The following is a 21,252-nucleotide window of genomic DNA, read 5'->3' on the forward strand; positions in this document are numbered from 1 at the left end:
TGCCTCGGCGCCCCGTTCAGTCCGGGTGGAACTGTAACGGAGGCGGGCGCTCCGGCCCGCACGGGCGGCGCCGGGCGGCACCAGCCCGCTGAGGCCCGTCTGCGACACTATCCGGCATGGATTCGAGCTCTCAGCGCCGCGTCGCCGTCCTCCTCGCCGGGGGCGTCGGGGCACGGATCGGGCTCGAGATCCCGAAGCAGCTGCTCAAGGTCGCGGGCCGCACGATCCTCGAGCACTCGCTGATCGCGCTGCACGAGCACCCGCTGGTCGACGAGATCGTGATCATGATGGCCCCGGGGCACCTCGACGCCGTCCGCGCGATCGTCTCGAAGGGGGGCTACGACAAGGTCAGCCAGATCCTCGAGGGCGGCGAGACGCGCAACGACACCACGTGGCGCGCCCTGGAGGCGATCGGCGACGACGAGTGCCACGTCCTCTTCCACGACGCGGTGCGGCCGTTCGTGTCGGCCCGGATCATCGAGGAGTGCTTCGAGGCGCTGCACACCCACCCGGCCGTGGACGTCGCCATCCCGTCCGCCGACACGATCATCGAGGTCGGGCCCGCGAACACGATCCGGGAGATCCCGCCGCGCGCCGCGCTGCGGCGCGGCCAGACCCCGCAGGCGTTCCGCTCCGAGGTGATCCGGGCGGCGTACGTCGAGGCCGGCAAGGACCCGGACTTCGTCGCCACCGACGACTGCACGGTCGTGCTGCGCTACCTCCCCGACCAGCCGATCTGGGTGGTCGCCGGCGACGACCGCAACATGAAGGTCACCGAGCCGATCGACGTCTACCTCGCCGACAAGCTCTTCCAGCTCACCAGCAACGACCTCCCGGCGCCCGGCACCGAGGCCGACTACCGTGACGCGCTCGCCGGGAAGACGATGGTGGTCTTCGGCGGCAGCTACGGCATCGGCGCCGACATCGCCGAGCTCGCCGGCAAGCTGGGCGCCGACGTGTTCACGTTCAGCCGGTCCAGCACCGGCACGCACGTCGAGCGGCGCGCGGACATCGCCGAGGCCGCCAAGCAGGTGTTGGAGAAGACCGGCCGGGTCGACTTCGTCGTCAACACCGCCGGCGTGCTCCCCCGCGGCGAGCTGATCGACACCACCGAGGAGACCATCTACAACGCCACCGAGGTCAACTACCTCGCCCCGGTGTTCATCGCCCAGGTCTTCTTCCCGCTCCTGCGGGAGACGCAGGGCTCGCTGCTGCTCTTCACGTCGAGCTCCTACACCCGCGGCCGCAGCGGCTACAGCCTCTACTCGTCGGCGAAGGCCGCGACCGTGAACCTCACCCAGGCGCTCGCCGACGAGTGGGCCGGCGACGGCGTACGCGTCAACTGCGTCAACCCCGAGCGCACCGCGACCCCGATGCGGACGAAGGCGTTCGGCCAGGAGCCGCCCGGCTCGCTGCTCGACTCCCAGACCGTGGCCCAGACGTCGCTCGACGTGCTGCTCAGCCCCCAGACCGGACACATCTACGACGTCCGCAAGGACGACCCGCACGAGAAGGACCGATGAACGCCCCGCGACTCCACCCCAACGCCGTGCAGAACCGCCGCCTCCGGCGGCTGGCGGCCCTGGAGAAGGCGCCCCTCCGGGTGCCGGTCAACTTCTCGATCGTCGGCGTGCAGAAGGCCGCGACCAGCACGGTCTACATGATGCTGGCGGCCCACAAGAACATCGCGCGCGGACCCGAGAAGGAGATGCGCCTGTTCATGATGGAGCAGGTCGACTGGGCCGACCCGGACTACTCCGACTACGTGCGCCCGGCGCGCAGCGAGCAGCAGACGATGGCCGGCGACGCGACGCCGGAGTACCTCTTCTGGCCGCGCGGGCTCGAGCGGATGCAGCGCTACAACCCCGACCTGCCGCTGATCGCGACCTTCCGCGACCCGATCGAGCGGGCGCTCTCCCAGTGGTCGATGCAGCGCTCGCGGGACACGGACTTCCCCGACGTACCGGAGACCATCGAGCTGTGGGCCGACCCGCGGATCCCCGACGAGATCCCCGACGGCGTCAGCCCCTACGAGCTGCGCCGGCGCTCCCTCTACACGCGCGGCCTCTACGGCCAGCAGCTCGAGCGCGGCCTCGCGCACTTCCCGCGCGAGCAGTGGCTGCTGCTCGACCTCAAGGAGATCGCGACCGACCCCGAGGGGGTGCTCGACCGGGTCACCGACCACCTCTCGCTGCCGCGCTTCGAGAAGTACCCCGAGCGGCTGCACCGCAACCAGACGCCCACCAGCAACGAGGGCGCGGCGCCGAGCGTCGAGCACGTCCAGCGCCTCGTCGACGTCTACGCCCCTGACCTCGCCCGGTTCGCCGAGCTCTCCGGTCTCGACATCAGCGGCTGGTCGACGGTCAAGGTGATCGACGGGAAGATGTCCGTCGCCGAGCTCCGCGACAAGCTGGTCGGGAAGCTCGGCCTGCGGGGCTGACGGGCGTCAGCGCCGGCGCAGCTTGCCGCGCAGCCGGCCACCCACGACCCGGAGCAGGTCCTTGCTGCCGGTGTCGCCGACCCGGCGGTCGGCGACCGTGGCCGGGGCGGGCGGGGCCGACTTCCGGGCCTCGCGGGCCCCGGCGGCGCGGGCGTCGCGGCGTACCTCCTCGATCGCGTCGTGGCTGATCGCGGTGGCGTCGGCGAGCAGGCGGTCGTAGCGAGTGGAGAGGGTGTCGAGGTCGGCCGACACCGTCGCGTCGACGCCGTGGCTGTCGGCGAGCACGTCGAGGTCGTCCCAGATGCGCTGCGCGACGTCCTGCAGGTCGGCGGGCACCTCGAGGTCGTCCCAGGTGACGCGGTGCCGGCGCAGGTCGGGGTCGATGAAGTCGTCGACCGGGGTGGGCGCGTCGGTGGTCACGTCGACGTCGTACCGCAGCCCCAGGTCCTCCCCCAGCCCGGCGAGCACCGGCCGCCAGTCGGTGAGCAGGTCGGTGTACCGGACGAACGCGCGCGGCAGCCCCCGGGTCTCGCGCTCGTTGACGATCGAGTTGTTGATCCAGCGCGCGACGTTGAACGTCTCGTAGCGGCGGCGGGCGGCCTCGTCGTCCGGGTTGGCGTAGTACGTCGAGCGGCTGCCGACCACCTCCGCGGGATGCCGCAGCATCGAGATGCAGCGCAGGTCGAGCCCGACCTCCGCGGCGGCCGAGCGCCACAGCTCCTGGATCCACACCGTGCGCGGGTCCTTCACCACGACCTGGTCGCCCTGCTCGGCCTGCTCGGCGAGGAACGCCACGAGCCGCTTGCGGGTGTCGTCGGTGACCGCGTCCTGCACGCGCCCGAACGCCGTCGGGCGGCTGTCGAACTCGTGGATGCCCGCGGCGTCGGTGATCTCCTTGTGGAAGCGCACCGCCCACTTCGACTCGAAGAACCCCTTGGGGTTGGACTCGTTGGCGCCGAGGTAGGGCCCCGGGACGAACAGCCCGAGGTGGTGCAGCGTGCCCGACATCGTGCTCGTGCCGCTCCGGCCGGTCCCGGTGATGAGGATCAGCTGCTTCATCGGTTCTCCTTCTCGGGATCCGGCGGCGCGTCGCCCCGCGGGACCATGACGGCGTCGACGAAGCGGGCGCCCGCCCGACCGTCCTCGAGGTCGAGGTAGTCCGCGCGGAACTTCTCGTACGCCGACGCGTGCTCGCTGCCCAGCCGGTCGAGGTCGCGCAGGTGGTCGACGACGTCGTCGGTCGTCGACACCAGCGGCCCCGGAGCCGTCGGCTCGAAGTCGAAGAGCCAGCCGCGGGTGTCCTTGTAGCGCTGCAGGTCCGGCACCTGGAACACCATCGGCTTGCCGGTCACGCCGAAGTCGAACCGCAGCGACGAGTAGTCGACGACCGCGGCGTCCGCAGCCAGGTAGAGGTCGGAGATCTCGGGGTAGTCGGTGACGTCGATGCAGCCGCTCAGCGACGCGAGCCGGTGCTCCGTGCGGGCGTTGAACGCGTGGCCGCGGATCAGGATCACGTAGTCGGGGCCGAGCGCCGACGCGGCCCGCTCGAAGTCGAGGAAGTCCGGCCACCACGCGCTGTTGTCGTCGACCGACAGGTAGTCGCGGAACGTCGGTGCGTACAGCACCGCCTTCTGGTGCGGCTCGATGCCCAGTGCGGAGCGGGTCGCCTCGCGGATCGGCCCGGCGAGCGGCGACTGGAGCACGTCGTTGCGGGGGTAGCCGATCTCGAGGACGTTCCCGTCGTACGCGAAGTCGCGCCGCAGCAGCGGCGTCGCGTAGCGGGCCGGCGAGATCAGGTGGTCCCACTGCCGGGCGCGCTCGTCGTAGGAGTCGATGCGGGCCTGCGAGAACTGCACGTTGCGCCAGTGGGTGTGGCCCATCTGCTTGAACGGGTAGCCGTGGAACGTCTGCACCAGCACCTGGCCCTCGGGCTTCTGGTGCCACTCCGGCTGGTACATGTTGTCGACGTAGTAGCTCGCCGACTGCATGAGCTCGTACCACTCCGGGCTGTTCACGACGACCGGGATGCTGCCCTCGGGCACCACGACGGAGTGGTCGTGCACCGCCCAGTAGACCGGTAGGTCGGAGCCGCGGCGCTGGAGCTCGCGCTGGATCGAGAGGCCGTTGTCAGTGGCGAGCTCGCCGAAGTACGAGCGCAGCAGCAGGCCGCGCGTCAGGGTCGTACGCCGTGGCGCCGACCGCAGCCGGTTCTGGCGGTAGTTGCCGCGCCCGTCGCCGATCGGCCGCAGGATCGAGATCCGGACCATCGACTCCGGGCCGCGCACCACGCGGCCCTCGATCCGGCTGGTGTGCACCGGCGCCGGGAGCTGCTCGTTGAGCTTGCGCGACACCTGCATCGGCACCCGCACGACGTCGCCCTTGGCGACGGTCAGGTCCGCCGAGATGTCGTGGTCGCCCAGCGGCAGCGGCCACCTGCCGAAGCGGTAGACCTCGTGCCGCAGCTCCAGCTCGGCGGTGAACCGGCCGTCGGTGACCGGGAAGAACTCCCCGACGGCGAGGCTGCGCTTGCTGCGCGCCCGGATCCGCAGCCGGGTGGCCGGGCGGCCCACGACGCGGCCGACGATGCGGAGCACGCCGTCCTCGCCCACCTCGGCGCTGTCGACGCGGACGGCGGCGCCGAACTCGCGGACGATCAGCGCGAAGTCGCGGCGTACGTCGACCGCCAGGGCGACGCCGGCCGGGTAGGCGTAGGTGTCGTCGGTCGGGACGATGTCGGAGCGACCGCCCGAGGTCCGCTGGGCGAGCAACCGCCACTCGACGGCGTGGCCGGGCTTCGGGGTGGCGACCCGCGGGAGCGTGATCTGGAAGGACCCGTCGCCGCCGACCGGCGCGACCGCACGGTCGCCGCCGTCGTTGAGCACGATCGCCGCGACCCCGGCGGTGTCGACGACGGTGCCGCGCAGCGTCCGGTCCTCGAGGGCGACGTCGCGCACGACGGCGGCGGTCCGGTCGACGGAGAGCCGCAGCACCCGGTTGACCTGCCACTCCGTGAGCAGCCGGCCGCCGCCGCGCAGCAGCACCGCCGGCACCAGGCCGGCCGCGCCGCTGCGGAGCATCCGCTGCATCGGCCGGGTCACGCTCATGTCACCGACCTCGATGCGCAGGTGCACCGTCCACGACGAGCCCTGCCGCGCCGCGGCGGCGAGCCGGCCGATCGGGACCCGCACCCCGAAGAGCCCGGGGTTGTAGTCGCACCAGGCGTCCTCGGTCGGCGGCTCGAACGACGACTCGGGCGTCTCCGTCGACCAGCAGACGTGCTCCTCGCCGGTCTGGTCGTCGCGGAGCACGACGGCGACGCGCTGCTCGTGGGTCGCCAGGTCGACCTTGCCGAGGAAGGCGCGGCCGGTGATCCGGGCGACGACCTCGCCGTCGGGGTCGGTCTCCCAGTGGAAGTTCTCGACGTGGTGCCAGAGCTGGAGCTGGTCCGGGTGGATCACGAAGAGCTCGTCGGGGAGCGCGGGGTCGCCGAGCAGCGGCAGCTCGAGGAGCACGCCGTCCTCGCGCAGCCGGGACGGCCACGGCGGGAGGTTCTGGACCTTGCGGCGGACCAGCTCCTGGAGGTCCTCGCGGCGGTCCTGGATCGCGAGCTGGACCAGCAGGCGCCGGTTGGGGAGGGTCTGCTCCCACACCCAGTCCGGCGCGCCCTCGGCGAGCTCGCGGATGGCGGCGACCAGCTCCGCCCAGTAGTCGTCGTCGACGGTGCCGCCACTGGTCAGGTACCAGTGGAAGTGCACCTGGAAGAGCGTGAGTCGCCACTCGTCGTACAGCTCGGGCGTGAGCTCCTTCGTCAGCACCTCGCGGCTGACGTGCCAAGCGGCGATCCGGTCGCGCAGGTCCTTGATGCTCGCCGTCTGCTGGCTGATCGAGCTCAGGTCGTCACGGGCGCGGTAGCGGTAGACGTGGTCGGGGATGACGTCGATCGCCGCCGCCCGCGCGAAGAGCTGGGTGACGATCGGCTGGTCCTCGTAGGCGACGCCCTCGCGGAACCACAGGTCCTGGGCGTCCCAGAAGTTGCGACGGAAGAGCTTGTTCCACGTGTAGAGGTTGCGCAGCAGGGCCGGGTACTCCGCGATCGTCACCCGCTGGCGCAGGTCGTCGTGGACCTCGGGCACCCAGGTGGGCCACCAGTCCTTCGCGATGTTGAACCGGTCCACGGCCCCCACGACGATGTCCGAACCCGTGCGGACGGCGGTCTCGTGGAGCCGGCGCAGCGCCCACGGCGTGAGGCTGTCGTCGGAGTCGACGAACGTGAGGAACCGGCCGCGAGCCGCGCGTACGCCGGTGTTGCGGGCCGCGCCGAGGCCGCCGTTCTCGCGCGTGACGATGCGGAACCGCGGATCGCGCGCGGCGTACTGCTCGGCGATCGCCCGCGACCCGTCGGGCGATCCGTCGTCGACGAGCAGGACCTCGAAGTCGGTGAAGTCCTGGGCGACGATGCTGTCGAGGCACTCCGCGATGTAGCTCTCGACGTTGTAGAACGGCACGATCACGCTGATGTGCGGTGGCCGGATGCGGCGGCCGATGCCGGTGCGCGCGGCGCGGCGGGCGACCCGGCGGCCGAGGACGGCCGCCTGGTGACGACGAGCGGCAAGACGACTCATGCCCAGGCCTCGCACGCTACGCGGCGCCCGGCATCCACGCTGGCTTCGTTGCCGACGCTCGAAAGGCACCGAGCCTGCCGTCGCGCCGACGCCTTGCCAGCGCGGCGCCGAACGCCGCTCGCTTGCGCGATCCCCGGGCATGACTCGTCGCGTGACACGCCGACCAACCTAACGGCTGGGTGCGTGCGGTCCTGCATCCACCCACGGCCCTGGGAGGCGGATCACGCGTCCTCGATAAGGACCCGTTCCAGGGCGTCGACCACGCGGGCCGCCGCACGGCCGTCCTGCCAGGGGTTCCACCGGGCGTTGAAGTCCGCGATCGGGCCGGCCCAGCGGTCGGCCAGCGCCGGGTCGAGCAGCTGCTCCACGACGCCAGCCGTGTCGACCACGCGCGGACCGGGCGCGGACTCCTCGAAGGGGAAGAGGAAGCGCCGGCTGCCGCTCGCGTAGTCGTCGAGGTCCGGCACCAGGAAGACCATCGGCCGACCGGTGAGCGCGATGTCGAAGCGCATCGACGAGTAGTCGAGCACGCTGGCGTCGGCGGCCAGGATCAGGTCGTTGACCTCGGGGTACGCCGTGACGTCGACGACCCGGGCGCCGGGGGCATCGACCGGGGCCGGCGCGTGGAAGCGGTGGCCGCGCAGCAGCAGCACGAAGCCGTCGCCGAGGGCGGCGGCCGCCGCGGCGAGGTCGAGGTGCTCGGTCATCGCGGCGCCGCGCGGGCGGAAGGCGAGGTGCTCGCGCCAGGTCGGCGCGTAGAGCACGGCCGTCTGGTCGTCGCGGATGCCGAGCAGGCGTCGCGTGGCGGCCCGCCGGTCCCCCGCGTCGGGCGCGACCAGCGCGTCGTCGCGGGGGTAGCCGCGGTCGAGGGCCGGGCCGGCGTAGGAGTACTGCTCGCGGTAGTGGTGGGTCATCTCCGGCGTCGGCGTGAGGATCGTGCTCCACGTGTCGACCCCGCGGGAGCGCAGCTCCCGGATCCACGCGGGCGAGTACTCCTGCGCCTCCCACTGGCTCGCGCCCATCGCCTTGGACGGGTAGCCGTGGAACGTCTGGAGCAGGTGCTGCCCGGGCCGCCGCCGGAACCACGCCTCGGTGTCGGTGTTGAGCACGAGCGCCCGGGCGCGGGCGAGCACGGCGTACCACTCCCGGCTGCGCAGCAGCACCGGCTCCGCGCCCGGCGGCGCGGCCTGGCCGCCGTCGGCGACGCCCCAGACCAGGCGCAGGTCGGGCCGGCGCCGGTGGAGCTCCTCGAAGATCGCCAGCGGGCTGTCGGTGGCGGTGCGACCGGCGTAGCTCTCGAAGTAGACGAGCGCGGGGTCGAGGGGCCGGTCGTCGAGGCGGTACGCCGACTGCAGGCTCTCTTGCGCGTAGCGGCCGGCCTCGTCGTCGGCGAGCGGCGGGCCGAGCTCGAGCACCAGGCCGCCCCGAGGGCCGAGATGCGCCCGCACCCGGTGCCGCGCGGTGCGGCGCTCGATCGGCAGTCGGCCGCGGAGCTCGCCGGTCACGGCGACATTTCCGGCGCCGACCACCACCCGGTAGCTCCCGGGCGGCAGCGCCGTCGCCCGGCCGAACAGGTCGGTCTCGAGGCCGATCCGGAGCCGATCGCCGTCGCGGTGCTGCGGGACCGGGACCGGGACGACACCGCGGCGCAGCACCCGCAGGTCGTCGGTCGGGCCGCTGACCCTCAGCACCAGGTCGTCGCCCTCGACGTCGAGGCCGGTGACGGTGACCGGGCTGCGGGGCGGACCGCTGGGCGGCGGCACGTCGACCTCGGCGGTGCGCACCACCCCGCCCGCGCGCACGACGCCGCGCAGCCGGGCAGGTCCGGCGACGTCGACACGCACCGCGACCGCTCTCTGGAAGCGGCGGTCCCACCACCGGGTCGCCTCCTCGTGGTCGGTCAGGACGGTCGGGAGCTGCGGGCCGTCCCCCTCGCGTACCTCGACCGAGATGTCGGCCCCGTCGAGGTCGACCCCGGGTACGCCGATCCACAGGTCGGTCGTGACCGAGCCGGTGCGCGCCACGTGGACCTCCGCGGCGGTCTCGCCGTCGTCGAGCCGGCGCACGTCGTCGGAGAGGTCGCCGACCGGCCAGACCGCGAGCACGTCGGCGCCACGACGCTCGGTGCGCAGGTCGTCGCCGAGGCCGAGCAGGTCGGCGGCGACGACCTCGAGATCGGCGCGGCGGTCGGCGGCCGCCAGGGCCACGAGGGCCTTGGCGGCGACGCCGACGCCGCGGGTCCAGCCGGGTTCCGCGGTCGCGTGCGCGGCCAGCGCCCGCAGCTCGGACCACTGCGCCTCGTCGGCGCGCTCGGCATCCTGTAGCAGTCGTGGGAGCTCGAAGCCGGCGACGGTACGCCGCCACCGCTCGGCCAGCCGCGCGTCCTCGCCGAGCCGGCCCTCGACCCGCGCCCAGTGCTCGACCAGTGCCGCGAGCCCGGGCAGCGGGCTCGGGGTGGCGCCGTAGGCGCGGGCACCGTGGTCGGGGTACCACGTGACGGCCGGCTCGCCCCACCGCGCGGGCGGGCCGTGCTGGGCGAACAGGCCCGCCAGCGTCGGCGAGCACAGCCAGTCGTCGTGCTCCGACAGAGCTGCCCACGTCGCGCGCCGGATCGCGGTGCCGGCCAGTCTCGGCTCGAGCGCCTCGGACGCGCGCTGCAGGCGGTGCAGCCACGGGTCCGGGTCGCCGGCCTGCTCCAGCCGGCCGAGCCCGACCGCTGGCCCGCTGCGGCCGAGCCGCTCGGCCGCCAGTCGTACGGCGTCAGGCGCGAGGACGTCGCAGCCGCGCAGCAGCAGCACGAGGTCGGCCGTCGAGGACGCGACGGCGGTGTTCGCCGCCTGCTGCCACGAGCCCTCGACGGGTGCGAGCAGCACACCCGGCGCGGCGCCCTCCTGGGTCCTGACCGAGCTCAGTGCCTCGTCGAGACGCGGCCGGTCAGCGGGGTCGACGACCACGACGACGTCGACCGACGGCTGGACCGCGGACCTCAGCGCACGGCGTACCCGCCCCGGGAGCACGCGTCGCGCGGCCGCCCGGGTCCCCTCGCGCAACGTCAGAGCAGGCCCTCCTCGGTGAGGAAGTCCTCGGCGACGTCCTCGGCCTTCTCGCGGTCGATGGCCATCCGCCCGTTGAGCTCGGTGAGCTTCTCGGTGGTCAGCGCCGCCATCAGCGGGTTGAGCACGTCGGCGACGTCCGGGTGCGCGTCGAGGAACTCGGTGCTCACGGCCGGGACGAGGTTCTGCGCCGGCTGGATCTGCTTGTCGTCCTCGAGCACCACGAGACCCAGGGAGTCGAGGGTGCCGTCGGTGGTGCTGGTCTCGCCGAGCTGGGACTCGCCGTCGAGCACCGACTGGTAGGTCTGCTCGCTGGCGTAGCCGAGCGGCAGGACCTTGGTGATGTCGATGCCGTACTGGTCCGACAGCCCGCCCTCGCAGTCGAGGCGGCCCTTGCAGTCGGGCGCGGCGGCGAGCACGACGGACTGACCCTCGAGGTCGGAGAGCGTGGTGACGCCCTCGGCGTCGGAGTACTCCTGTGTCACGAAGAACGCGTTGGTGTCGGTCGCGGGCGAGATGTCCAGCAGCGAGATGCCGGCGTCGTCGAGCAGCGCCTGCCCCTGGTCGGCCAGCTCCGCGCCGTCGCCGGCGGTGAACGGCTCGGCGTCGGCGCCGTTGGCGCGGCCGTTGAGGAAGTTCACGATGCCGCCGACGTACTCCGGCACGACGTCGACGTCACCGGGGAAGGTCGGCATGTAGGCGTCGCGGGCGTCGACCAGGGTGACGTCGGGCTGGTAGCCCGCGTCCTCGAGCAGGAGCTCGTACATCGCCGCGACCAGCTGGGCCTCGGGGAAGTTCTGCCCGGCGATGTTGACCGGGCCCTGGTCCTCCGAGGCCGCCGGGGTGCTCTCGTCGTCGCTGGCCTCGTCGAGGTCGTCGTCGGCACAGGCCGTCGCCAGCAGCAAGGACCCGACGGCGAGGACCGCCGCCAGGGATCGTCGAACGTTCATGTGCTTCACCTTCTGTGTCCCGCGGGGGTTGCCGCGCGTGTCCGGATCGAGCTGGAGGTCTCCGAGAGACGACGGGTGTCGTCACCTGCCGACGGGGTCGGTCTCCTCGGCAACCATAGGGACTCCCGCCGACATTCCACGACGCCGTTTCGGAACCGTTGTACGCGGGACCGGGTCGAGCACCCGCTGGGCGATCGCGCCGATGGCCTCGAGCACCAGCGCGACCAGGGCGATCACGATCGCGCCGGCGATGCCCTTGCCGTAGTTCGTACGGCGGAACCCGTCGATGACGACCTCGCCCAGGCCGGGCCCTGCGACCAGCGCCGCGATGGTCGCGGTCGCCCACACCTGCACGAGCGCGAGCCGGACGCCGGACAGGACCAGCCCGGCGGCGAGAGGGAGCTCGACCCGCCAGAACTTCTGCGCGCCGGTCATGCCCATCCCGTCGGCCGCCTGGCGCACGGAGGGCGAGACCTCGCGCACGGCGATGTTGGCGTTGGTGATGATCGGCGGCAGCGCGAAGAGCGTCAGCGCGATGATCGTGGCGAGGCCGGCCCGGCCGTACGGCCCGAGCTCCCGCGTGCCCGGCCAGTCGGCGACCACCAGCAGGGCGAGCAGGGCGAAGGTCGGGACCGCGCGCCCGACGTTCGAGACGTTGATCGCCAGCAGCGAGCCCCGGCCGAGGTGGCCGAGCCACAGCGCGATCGGCAGGCCGATCACCATGGCGACGAGCAGCGCGGTGACGGTCAGCAGCAGCTGCTGGCCCATCAGCTGGAGCATGCCGCCCTCGCCGGTCCAGCTCGAGGCGGTCGTCAGGTAGTCCCAGGCGTCGGACAGGGTGTTCATGCTCGCGCCACCCCCCGGTGCGTCCAGGGCGTCAGCAGCCACTGCGAGCCGACGATCAGCAGGTCGAGGACGACGGCCAGCACGATGCACAGCACCGAGGCCGTCATCAGCTCGGCGCGGAAGTTGGTGAGCACGCCGTCGCTGATCATGTTGCCGAGGCCGCCGAAGGACACGATCGTGCCGATCGTCGTCAGCGCGACCGTCGACACCGTCGCCACCCGCAGGCCGCCCATCATCACCGGCAGCGCCAGCGGCAGCTCGACCTTGAGCAGGCGCCGGGTCGCGCCGTACCCCAGGCCGGTCGCGGACTCCTTCACCTCGGCCGGCACCGACCGCAGCCCCTCGAGCATGCTGCGCACCAGGACGGTGAGCGCGTAGATCGCGAGGCCGATCACGACCGTCGTCATCGTGAGCCCGGTGAACGGCACCAGCAGCGGCAGCAGCGCCAGCGAGGGGATCGTGTAGAGCGCCGTCGAGACGCCGAGGATCGTGGACTCGAGCCGCGGCAGCCGTCGGGCGAGCAGTGCCAGCGGGAAGGCCGCCAGCACGCCGAGCACGACCGCGGCGATCGTGATCTGGAGGTGCTGGACCGTGGCGTCGACGATCTCGTGCCGGTAGTCCTGGAGGTAGTCACGACAGAACCACTCGTTGGTGAGCCGGCTGTAGCAGCTCGGCTCCTCCGCCGATGACAGCCGGGCCACGAGTAGGGTCACGCGCATGGACGCTACCCCGCCGCCGGGCGCCCACCCCCTGATCCGGCTCTCGGGTGTCGGGAAGACGTACGACGACGGCACCGTCGCCGTGCGCGAGCTCGACCTCGAGGTGGCCCGCGGGGAGCTGGTCTGCCTGGTCGGCCCGTCGGGGTGCGGGAAGTCCACGACGCTGAAGATGATCAACAGGCTGATCGAGCCGAGCACCGGCCGCATCGAGATCGACGGCGAGGACGTCACCCGCAAGGATCCGGTGCAGCTCCGGCGCAGCATCGGCTACGTGATCCAGCAGGTCGGGCTGTTCCCGCACCAGCGGATCCTCGCCAACGTGATGACGGTCCCGCTCCTGTACGGCGAGTCGAAGTCGGTCGCCCGCTCACGCGCTCGCGAGCTGCTGGAGCTGGTCGGGCTCGACCCCGCGACGTACGCCGACCGCTACCCGCACCAGCTCTCCGGCGGCCAGCAGCAGCGCGTCGGGGTCGCCCGGGCGCTCGCCGCGAACCCGCCGGTGCTGCTGATGGACGAGCCGTTCGGCGCCGTCGACCCGGTGGTGCGCACCCGGCTGCAGGACGAGTTCCTCCGGCTGCAGGACGAGCTCGGCGTGACGGTCGTCTTCGTCACCCACGACATCGACGAAGCGGTGCGCCTGGGCGACCGGGTCGCGGTCTTCGCGGCCGGTGGCCGCCTCGCGCAGTTCGACACCCCGACCCGGCTGCTCGGGCGCCCCTCCGACGACTTCGTCGCGGAGTTCGTCGGCTCGACCTCGGGGCTGCGCCGGCTCGCTGTCACCCCGCTCGACCCCGCCCACGTGGAGTCGCTCGACGGGGTCCGCACCGGCGACCTCGGCGCCGCCGTCGGCCTCGACATCTCCCTCGGGGACGCCCTCGCCGTGCTCCTGCGCGACGACCGCGGCATGGTCGGCGTCCGGGACGGCGCCCGCTTCGTCGGCGTCCTCACGCCCAACGGCGTGCACCGGGCCCTCCGGGCCGCGCTGGCGGAGATGGACGCCTGATCAGGCCTCCTCGACCGGCACGTCCTGGTGCCACGACTCGGTGGCGTACTTCGTCGCCCAGCCCATGGACGTGTAGAGGCCGGCGGCACCGGTGGGAGAGTCGGCGTCGACCTCGAGGCCCACGCGGTTGCGGCCGCGCCGGGCGGCGTCGGAGATGATCGTCCGCAGCAGGCGCTTCGCCACGCCCCGGCCGCGCGCGGAGGCGAGCACGCCGAGGTAGGAGACGTAGGAGCCGTCGGGGGCGTCCGGGGCCTCCGAGACGGTGCCGATGAGGGCGCCGACCGGCTCGGGCTCCGGGCCGTCGACGAGCTCGGCGAGCCACCAGTGGTCCCAGCGGTGGCCGGGGTCCTCCCGCAGCCGGTGCAGGAACTCCTCGAAGGTCTCCTCGCTGGAGTTGAAGTGGTCGACGAACGCGCCCTCGAGCACCTCGTGCAGCTCGCGCAGGTCGTCCTCGTCGGGCATGCCGCCGCCGGCCCGCCTGACCAGGCGTACGACGACGCCCTCGTCCTCCCAGCGCTCCGGGTCGGGCACGAGGTCCGTCTCGTCGGCGGCGACCGGCCGGCTCATCTGCCACCAGGTGCGGACCCGCTCGAAGCCCGAGTCGGTCAGCCAGCGCGCCTGCCGCTCGTCGTCCTGGAAGGCGCCGGTGTCGATCTGCTGGACCTCGAGGCCCCGGGCGGCGCCGACCGAGCGCGCCTGCACCTGCGCCCACTCGACGAGCAGCTCGGAGCACCGGTCGGCGACGGCGTCGGGGAGGTCGCGCCCGACGACGTGGACGAAGAGCATCCGGCCGACCGACCGGTCGTGGACGCTGCCCCAGGCGCGGATGTCGCGGTCGGCGTCGCGCACGACGACGTTCTCGCGCATCTTCAGGCCGTGCTCGGAGACCTCGACGAGCACGTCGTCGACCCCCGCGCCCGCCCAGCCGCGGCCCTGTCGCTCGTGGGCCCGCAGCAGGTGCGTGAGCCGAGCGACGTCGAAGCGATCCGAGGCGTCGGGGACCCCGACGGTCCAGCCCGGTGGCAGTCCGGGCACGTCGCCCAGGGCCGTGTCGGGATCGCTTTCGAACCGGTTCTGGTCGGGGATCACGGTCGTCACCATGCCCCACGGGGGCCGAGATGACGCTGACCCGGCAGAAAGAATCTGCCGGGTCAGCGTGATGTCGGACTCAGGGAACGCGTCAGGCGTGGCGGCGCTGGCCGGTCTCGGCCTCGCGCCAGGCGACCGTGACGCTCTCGAGCTCGGCGCGGAGCACGTCGAGCTCCTGCTCCAGCTCGGCGACGCGTACGACGGCCTCGGCCGCGCGCTCCTCGGCCTCGGCGAGGCGGGAGCCGAGGCGCTCGGACTCCTCGCGGCCGTGGCGCTCGACGGCCTCGGCACGGCGCGCCTCGGCGTTGAGCTTGCGGGTGGCGTCCGCGGCCCGCTGCTGGGCGGCGGTGAGCGCGTCCTCCAGCTCGCGGACGGCCTGCTCCCGGCCGCGCAGACGCTCCTCCATCGAGCTGGCGAACGCGGCGTTCTCGGCGGTCCGCTCGTCGGTGAGGCGGCGGTAGGCCTGCGCCTGCTCGGCGCGGTCACGGGCTGCGTCGCGCCGGGTGGCGACCAGCTCCGAGTGGGTGATCCGGGTGGCGCCGGCTCCGAGGAGCACGCCGAGCGCGGCAGCGACCGTGACGAGGAGCCACGAGCCACTCGCGATGGCACCCACCACCACGACGGCGGCGAGCACGAGGAGGGCGACGGCGACGGTCAGCCGGGTACTGCGCTGCCTGCGCCGACTTGAGCGAGCGGCCTCGGGCATGGGCCGTTCCGGTCGAGCCTGGGGGGAAGCCATGTCACCACGTTAGGGCTCTTCGTCGTCGGAACGGACGCGACACGCGCGCTCGAGCAGCAGAGCTGTGACGACGATCGCAACACCGGCGATCCCGGCGACGATCGAGCGCACCACCCGCTGGTCGGCCAGCTCGGTGCCGACGCCGACCCAGCTCACGGCGTACCCGAGGTAGCCGCCGGCCACCAGCGCCCCGACGAGCGCGCACGCCCGCGCGAGCACGAACCGGTTGACGGCCTGGTGCGGCTCGAGCCGCTGGTGGTGGACGTGCACGGTCCGCCAGGTGAGGTACGCCGTGGCGCCGAGGATCGCCGCGACCAGGACGAGCGCGAGCGGCTGGGCCCAGGTCACGATCGGCGGCGTGCCGCCCGCCCGGACCACGAGCGTCCGCAGCAGCCAGCCACCGGCCAGCCCGACGACGCCCCACGCGGTGAGCGTGGCGGCCGAGGTCGGACGGAGTCGACCCGGGCGGTCGTCCGGGTCGTCGCTCACCGCAGGGTCACTGCAGCTCGAGGACCAGGTCGTCGCGCAGCTTGATGCCGCTCTGGTCGGCCCGCTCGAGCAGGTCCGCGACGGCGCCCAGGTCGGGGAACTCGGCACCGGGGTCGACGTCGAGCCACGGCCGCAGCACGAACGCGCGCTCGTGGGCGCGCGGGTGCGGGAGCCGCAGCGACTCGTCGTCGCTGCGCCGGTCGCCGACGACGATGAGGTCGACGTCGAGGGTGCGCGGGGCGTTGCGGACCTCGCTGCGCTCGCGGTCGAAGGCGTCCTCGATCGCGAGCGCGCGGTCCATCAGCCGCGTGGCGGCGAGGGTCGTGTCGATGAGCACGACGGCGTTGAGGTAGGTCTTCGCCTCCACCGGGGAGTCGACCGGCTCCGTCTCGTAGACCGGCGATACGCCGGTGATCCACACGTCGGGGGTGTCCGCGATGGCGTTGACGGCACCCTGGAGGCTCGCCATCCGCTCACCGAGGTTCGACCCGAGCGCCAGCACCGCCCGACGGATCGGACGCATCTCGCCGGTCAGCGTGTCAGCGTCGATGATGTGGGGGTTCGGCGTCTCAGTCACGGGCGGCCCTTCCGGGTGATCGTCAGCGCGACGTCCGAGAACGTCGCGTCGATGGGTGCGTCCGGCTTGTGAACCGTCACCCGCGCCCATTCAACACGGTCGTCCAAGAGGCAGACGTCCGCGATCCGCTGGGCGAGGGTCTCGATCAGGTCGACCGGATCCTTCTCCACGGCGGCTTTCACCGAGGCCACGAGACTTCCGTAGTCGACGGTGTGCCGCAAGTCGTCGCTCGCCGCCGCCGGGGCGGTGTCGAGGCCGAGCACGAGGTCGACGACGAACACCTGTCCCTCGCGCTTCTCGAACTCGAAGACCCCGTGGTGGCCGTAGCACTCGATGCCGAGCACGGCGAGCTCGTCGGTCATCGGTCCCCCTCTCCCGTCATGCGCTCGAGCACGCTCAGGGCGTCCTTCGAGGCTCGTACGTCGTGGACGCGCAGGCCCCACACGCCCTGCTGGGCCAGCAGCACCGTGAGCGCGGTGTTGGCGTGCTCCCGCTCGTCGACCGGGCGCGGGGTCCCGGTGGCGCCGAGGAGCCGGCCGAGGAAGGACTTGCGACTGGCGCCCACGAGCAGCGGGAAGCCGAGCTCGCGCAGCGTCCCGAGGTCTTGGAGCAGCGCCCAGTTGTGCTCGGGACGCTTCGCGAACCCCAGCCCGGGGTCGAGCACGATGCGGTAGGGCTCGATGCCCGCCGCCAGCATCGCCTCGACCCGCTGGGCGAGCTCGTCGCGGACGGCGGCGACCACACCACCCGGTCGGTCGTAGACCGCGAAGTCGCGCATGTGGTCGGCGTGCGCGCGCCAGTGCATCGCGACGTACGACGCACCGGTCGCGGCCACGACCTCGTGCATCCGGGGGTCGGCCAGCCCGCCGGAGACGTCGTTGACCACGGAGGCGCCGGCGGCGACGGCGGCCTCGGCCACCTCGGCGCGCATGGTGTCGACGGAGACGGTCGCCCCGTCGGCGGCGAGCGCCGTGATGACCGGGATGACCCGGCCGAGCTCCTCCTCGACGAGGGGGCGCGTGGCGCCGGGGCGGGTGGACTCGCCGCCGATGTCGAGGATGTCGGCGCCCTCGGCCACGAGCTGCCGACCGTGCGCGATGGCGGCGTCGGGCTCGAGCCAGCGACCGCCGTCGGAGAACGAGTCAGGGGTCACGTTGACCACGCCCATGAGGAGGGGGGTCGTCGGCATGCCCACGAGGTTAGCGGCGGTGGATCAGCGCCATCGCCTCGGCCCGGGTGGTCGCGTTGGAGAGCATCGTGCCGCGCACCGCCGAGGTGATCGTGCGGGCGCCGGCCTTCTTGACACCGCGCATCGTCATGCAGAGGTGCTCGGCCTCGATCACCACGATCACGCCGCGGGCCTCGAGGAGCTCCATGAGCGCGTCGGCGACCTGGGTCGTGAGCCGCTCCTGCACCTGCGGGCGCTTGGCGTAGAGGTCGACCAGCCGGGCCAGCTTGGACAGCCCGGTGATCTTGCCGCTCTCGGCCGGGATGTAGCCGACGTGCGCGACGCCGGTGAACGGCACCAGGTGGTGCTCGCACATCGACCACAGCTCGATGTCGCGCACCAGGACCATCTCGTCGTGGCCGATGTCGAACGTCGTGGTCAGCACGTCCTCCGGGGACATCCGCAGGCCGGCCGTGAGCTCGGCGTACGCCCGCGCCACCCGGGCCGGCGTCTCGCGCAGGCCCTCGCGGTCGGGGTCCTCGCCGATCGCGGTCAGCAGCTCGCGGACCGCGGCCTCGGCACGCGGCTGGTCGAAGGCCGGGATCTCGTCCGGACGGCGCGAATCGGCGCGGATGGAGTCCGTCATCGGCTGGTCAGGCTCCCGGTGCGGGAGGCTCGGGCCGCGGGCGGGCGCCACCCTCGACGGGGTCGCCGTGCACGTCGCCACCCGCGCCGGGCGGGGTCAGCACGGCGCCCGCCTCGGGCTCGTCGCCGGACTGGCCGTTGGCGGCCGCGCGGTCCTTGATCCACTGCGGGATCTCGACCGGCGGCACCGTCGACGGCACCCGCTGGTCGGAGCCGGTCCACGCGGGTCGCGCCGGGCGGCGGCGCAGCGGTTCGAAGATCCGGGCCACCTGCTCCTTGTCGAGCGTCTCCTTGTCGAAGAGCTCGAGCACGAGCGCGTCGAGCACGTCGCGGTTCTCGTCGAGGATCTCGAACGCCTCCTGGTGGGCGGTCGCGAGCAGCTTCTTGGTCTCCTCGTCGACGATCGCGGCGACGTCCTCGGAGTAGTTGCGCGAGTGGCCCAGGTCGCGGCCGAGGAACGGCTCGGAGTTGGACTCGCCCAGCTTGATCGCACCCAGGCGCTCGGTCATGCCGTACTGCGTCACCATCGCCCGGGCCACGTTGGTGGCCTTCTCGATGTCGTTGCCGGCACCGGTCGTCGGGTCGTGGAAGATCAGCTCCTCGGCCGCCCGGCCGCCCAGCATGTAGGCGAGCGAGTCGAGCATCTGGGAGCGGGTCTGGGAGTACTTGTCCTCGTCGGGCAGCACCATCGTGTAGCCGAGCGCGCGGCCGCGCGGCAGGATCGTGATCTTGTGGACCGGGTCGGTGCCCGGCAGCGCCGCCGCGACGAGGGCGTGGCCGCCCTCGTGGTAGGCGGTGATCAGCTTCTCCTTCTCGCTCATCAGGCGGGTCCGCCGCTGCGGGCCGGCGATCACGCGGTCGATCGCCTCGTCCAGCGTCTGCGAGGTGATCAGCTTCTGGTTGCCGCGCGCGGTCAGCAGCGCGGCCTCGTTGAGCACGTTCGCGAGGTCGGCGCCGCTGAAGCCCGGCGTACGCCGCGCGACGGCGCGCAGGTCGACGTCCTGGGAGAGCGGCTTGCCGCGGGCGTGCACCTTGAGGATCTGCTCGCGACCGGCGAGGTCGGGGGCGTCGACCTGGATCTGGCGGTCGAAGCGGCCCGGGCGCAGCAGCGCGGGGTCGAGCACGTCGGGCCGGTTGGTCGCGGCGATCAGGATGACGCCGCCGCGGACGTCGAAGCCGTCCATCTCGACGAGCAGCTGGTTGAGGGTCTGCTCCCGCTCGTCGTGGCCGCCGCCCATGCCGGCTCCGCGGTGGCGGCCGACGGCGTCGATCTCGTCGATGAAGACGATGGCCGGGGCGTTCTCCTTGGCCTGCTCGAACAGGTCGCGGACGCGCGAGGCGCCGACGCCGACGAACATCTCGACGAAGTCCGAGCCGGAGATCGAGTAGAACGGCACGCCGGCCTCGCCCGCGACCGCGCGGGCGAGCAGTGTCTTGCCGGTGCCGGGCGCGCCGTACAGCAGGACGCCCTTCGGGATCTTGGCGCCGACGGCCTGGAACTTGGCGGGCTCCTGGAGGAACTCCTTGATCTCGCCGAGCTCCTCGATGGCCTCGTCGCAGCCGGCGACGTCGGCGAACGTCGTCTTCGGCATGTCCTTGGAGATCAGCTTCGCGCGCGACTTGGCGAACTGCATGACGCCGCGGCCGCCGCCACCCTGGACCTGGTTCATCAGGAAGAGGAACAGCAGGATGATCAGCGCGAAGGGCAGCAGCGTCGCGAGGATCGAGCCGAGCAGGCTGGGCTTGGGGACCTCGACGTTGAACTTCTCGACGGCGCCCTCGTCGGTCTGCGTCTGGATCTCGCTCTTGAGCTCGGCTTGGGTGCCGTCCAGCCAGAACGAGGTGACCTTGTCGCCGTTGTCGAGCGTCGCCTTGATCTGCTGGTCACCGCCGTCGACGAAGGTGATCTCCTTGATCTCGCCGCTCGAGATGTAGGACTCCATCTTCGACGACTCGATCTCGTCGTACCCGCCGTTGGGGGCGAGGTACTGGAGGGCGAGCAGCACGCCCACCACGGCGAGGACGATCCACAGCCACGGACCCTTGAATATGCGCTTCACAGGCTTCTCTCGACACGACCTGGCCGTCCGGCGACCGTGCGGCCGCCTGGACGCTCAACTGAACTGACGACGTTACACACCATCGCCAATCAACATTGTCTCAGGAATCGTCGCGCGCGGTGCATCCGGACCGAGTCGCGACTCCGCCGGTGGTCGAGCCTGTCGAGACCCCGGAACTGTCGAGATCGCCGTCGGCGCGTCCGTCACCGGGTCTCGACACGCCGGTCGCGACCTCGCAAGCTCGGTCGCGCGGCTTGCTCGACCACCATCAGCGGGTCCGCTGACGCGTCCCCGCTCACGAGTAGACGTGCGGGGCGAGCGTGCCGATGTCGCGCAGGTTGCGGTAGCGCTCCTTGTAGTCGAGCCCGTAGCCGACCACGAACTCGTTCGGGATGTCCCAGCCCACGTACTTCACGTCGACGGGCATGGTCAGCGCCTCCGGCTTGCGGAGCAGCGTGCAGATCTCGACGCTCGCGGGGTTGCGGGAGGCGAGGTTGGACGTCAGCCACGACAGCGTCAGGCCGGTGTCGATGATCTCGTCGACGATGACCACGTGGCGGCCGGAGATGTCGGTGTCGAGGTCCTTGAGGATCCGCACCACGCCGCTGGACTTGGTCCCGGAGCCGTACGACGACACCGCCATCCAGTCCATCTCGAGGTGCCGGCCGAAGCTGCGGGCGAGGTCGGCCATGACCATCACCGCGCCGCGCAGGACGCCGACGATCAGCAGGTCCTTGCCCTCGTAGTCGGTCTCGATCTCGTCCGCGAGCTCGCGGAGCCGATCGTGGATCTGCTCCTCGGTGAAGAGAACGTTGACGAGGTCGTCCTGCACGTCGGATGCGTCCATGGCGA

18 protein-coding genes are annotated in these 21,252 nt (G+C 72.4%); 3 read left to right on the top strand and 15 right to left on the bottom strand.

From position 1 onward, the window contains the following. The first annotated feature begins 116 nt into the window (after positions 1-116). Both ACFQQI_RS20950 and ACFQQI_RS20955 read left to right on the top strand, forming a co-directional pair. Positions 117-1,523, top strand: coding sequence for an SDR family NAD(P)-dependent oxidoreductase (locus ACFQQI_RS20950; protein ID WP_378568197.1), 1,407 nt, complete (start codon positions 117-119; stop codon positions 1,521-1,523). After that, complete coding sequence (locus ACFQQI_RS20955) at positions 1,520-2,440, top strand: sulfotransferase domain-containing protein (RefSeq protein ID WP_378568199.1); 921 nt, start codon at positions 1,520-1,522, stop codon at positions 2,438-2,440. Before ACFQQI_RS20950 ends, ACFQQI_RS20955 begins: the two co-directional genes overlap by 4 nt. 6 nt (positions 2,441-2,446) lie before the next feature. Here the strand turns inward: ACFQQI_RS20955 and ACFQQI_RS20960 are convergent, their stop codons facing one another. The 6 genes from ACFQQI_RS20960 to ACFQQI_RS20985 form a co-directional block, all read right to left on the bottom strand. Next, positions 2,447-3,499, bottom strand: a complete 1,053-nt coding sequence (locus tag ACFQQI_RS20960) for a sulfotransferase family protein (protein ID WP_378568201.1) — start codon at positions 3,497-3,499, stop codon at positions 2,447-2,449. After that, complete coding sequence (locus ACFQQI_RS20965; RefSeq protein WP_378568203.1) at positions 3,496-7,062, bottom strand: CDP-glycerol glycerophosphotransferase family protein; 3,567 nt, start codon at positions 7,060-7,062, stop codon at positions 3,496-3,498. Before ACFQQI_RS20965 ends, ACFQQI_RS20960 begins: the two co-directional genes overlap by 4 nt. A 221-nt stretch (positions 7,063-7,283) precedes the next feature. Continuing rightward, positions 7,284-10,112 carry a CDP-glycerol glycerophosphotransferase family protein gene (locus tag ACFQQI_RS20970; protein WP_378568205.1) on the bottom strand — a complete coding sequence of 943 codons (2,829 nt, stop codon included), beginning with the start codon at positions 10,110-10,112 and terminating at the stop codon, positions 7,284-7,286. A gap of 2 nt (positions 10,113-10,114) precedes the next feature. Then, positions 10,115-11,065, bottom strand: coding sequence for a glycine betaine ABC transporter substrate-binding protein (locus tag ACFQQI_RS20975; protein ID WP_378568207.1), 951 nt, complete (start codon positions 11,063-11,065; stop codon positions 10,115-10,117). Positions 11,066-11,146: 81 nt separating this feature from the next. Beyond that, the gene (locus ACFQQI_RS20980; protein ID WP_378568209.1) at positions 11,147-11,911 is read right to left on the bottom strand and encodes an ABC transporter permease; all 765 of its coding nucleotides are present in this window, start codon (positions 11,909-11,911) and stop codon (positions 11,147-11,149) included. After that, entirely contained in the window at positions 11,908-12,624 is a 717-nt protein-coding gene (locus ACFQQI_RS20985) for an ABC transporter permease (protein WP_378568211.1), read from the bottom strand. Before ACFQQI_RS20985 ends, ACFQQI_RS20980 begins: the two co-directional genes overlap by 4 nt. Before the next feature lie 4 nt (positions 12,625-12,628). Between ACFQQI_RS20985 and ACFQQI_RS20990 the strand changes: the two genes are divergently transcribed. Beyond that, on the top strand, positions 12,629-13,633 hold the full coding sequence (locus ACFQQI_RS20990; protein ID WP_378568213.1) for an ABC transporter ATP-binding protein: 1,005 nt from the start codon (positions 12,629-12,631) through the stop codon (positions 13,631-13,633). Here the strand turns inward: ACFQQI_RS20990 and ACFQQI_RS20995 are convergent, their stop codons facing one another. The 9 genes from ACFQQI_RS20995 to hpt form a co-directional block, all read right to left on the bottom strand. After that, positions 13,634-14,722, bottom strand: a complete 1,089-nt coding sequence (locus ACFQQI_RS20995) for a GNAT family N-acetyltransferase (RefSeq protein WP_378568215.1) — start codon at positions 14,720-14,722, stop codon at positions 13,634-13,636. Between the two features lie 91 nt (positions 14,723-14,813). After that, a complete protein-coding gene (locus tag ACFQQI_RS21000) occupies positions 14,814-15,428 on the bottom strand; it encodes a hypothetical protein (protein ID WP_378568217.1) in 615 nt (204 codons plus the stop codon). Between the two features lie 42 nt (positions 15,429-15,470). Next, on the bottom strand, positions 15,471-15,950 hold the full coding sequence (locus ACFQQI_RS21005; RefSeq protein WP_378568219.1) for a DUF3180 domain-containing protein: 480 nt from the start codon (positions 15,948-15,950) through the stop codon (positions 15,471-15,473). A 7-nt stretch (positions 15,951-15,957) separates the two neighbouring features. Next, the gene (folK, locus tag ACFQQI_RS21010) at positions 15,958-16,527 is read right to left on the bottom strand and encodes a 2-amino-4-hydroxy-6-hydroxymethyldihydropteridine diphosphokinase (RefSeq protein ID WP_378568221.1); all 570 of its coding nucleotides are present in this window, start codon (positions 16,525-16,527) and stop codon (positions 15,958-15,960) included. Next, positions 16,524-16,889, bottom strand: coding sequence for a dihydroneopterin aldolase (folB, locus tag ACFQQI_RS21015; RefSeq protein WP_378568223.1), 366 nt, complete (start codon positions 16,887-16,889; stop codon positions 16,524-16,526). Before folB ends, folK begins: the two co-directional genes overlap by 4 nt. Continuing rightward, on the bottom strand, positions 16,886-17,716 hold the full coding sequence (gene folP, locus ACFQQI_RS21020; RefSeq protein ID WP_378568225.1) for a dihydropteroate synthase: 831 nt from the start codon (positions 17,714-17,716) through the stop codon (positions 16,886-16,888). Before folP ends, folB begins: the two co-directional genes overlap by 4 nt. 10 nt (positions 17,717-17,726) lie before the next feature. Next, positions 17,727-18,341 carry a GTP cyclohydrolase I FolE gene (gene folE, locus ACFQQI_RS21025; RefSeq protein WP_378568227.1) on the bottom strand — a complete coding sequence of 205 codons (615 nt, stop codon included), beginning with the start codon at positions 18,339-18,341 and terminating at the stop codon, positions 17,727-17,729. Positions 18,342-18,348: 7 nt separating this feature from the next. Next, on the bottom strand, positions 18,349-20,400 hold the full coding sequence (ftsH, locus tag ACFQQI_RS21030; protein WP_378568229.1) for an ATP-dependent zinc metalloprotease FtsH: 2,052 nt from the start codon (positions 20,398-20,400) through the stop codon (positions 18,349-18,351). Between the two features lie 295 nt (positions 20,401-20,695). Continuing rightward, on the bottom strand, positions 20,696-21,247 hold the full coding sequence (gene hpt, locus ACFQQI_RS21035; RefSeq protein WP_378568231.1) for a hypoxanthine phosphoribosyltransferase: 552 nt from the start codon (positions 21,245-21,247) through the stop codon (positions 20,696-20,698). Positions 21,248-21,252: the final 5 nt, after the last annotated feature.

Origin of the sequence: Nocardioides sp. GCM10030259, from assembly GCF_042666375.1 — a bacterium.
Lineage (GTDB): Bacteria > Actinomycetota > Actinomycetes > Propionibacteriales > Nocardioidaceae > Nocardioides.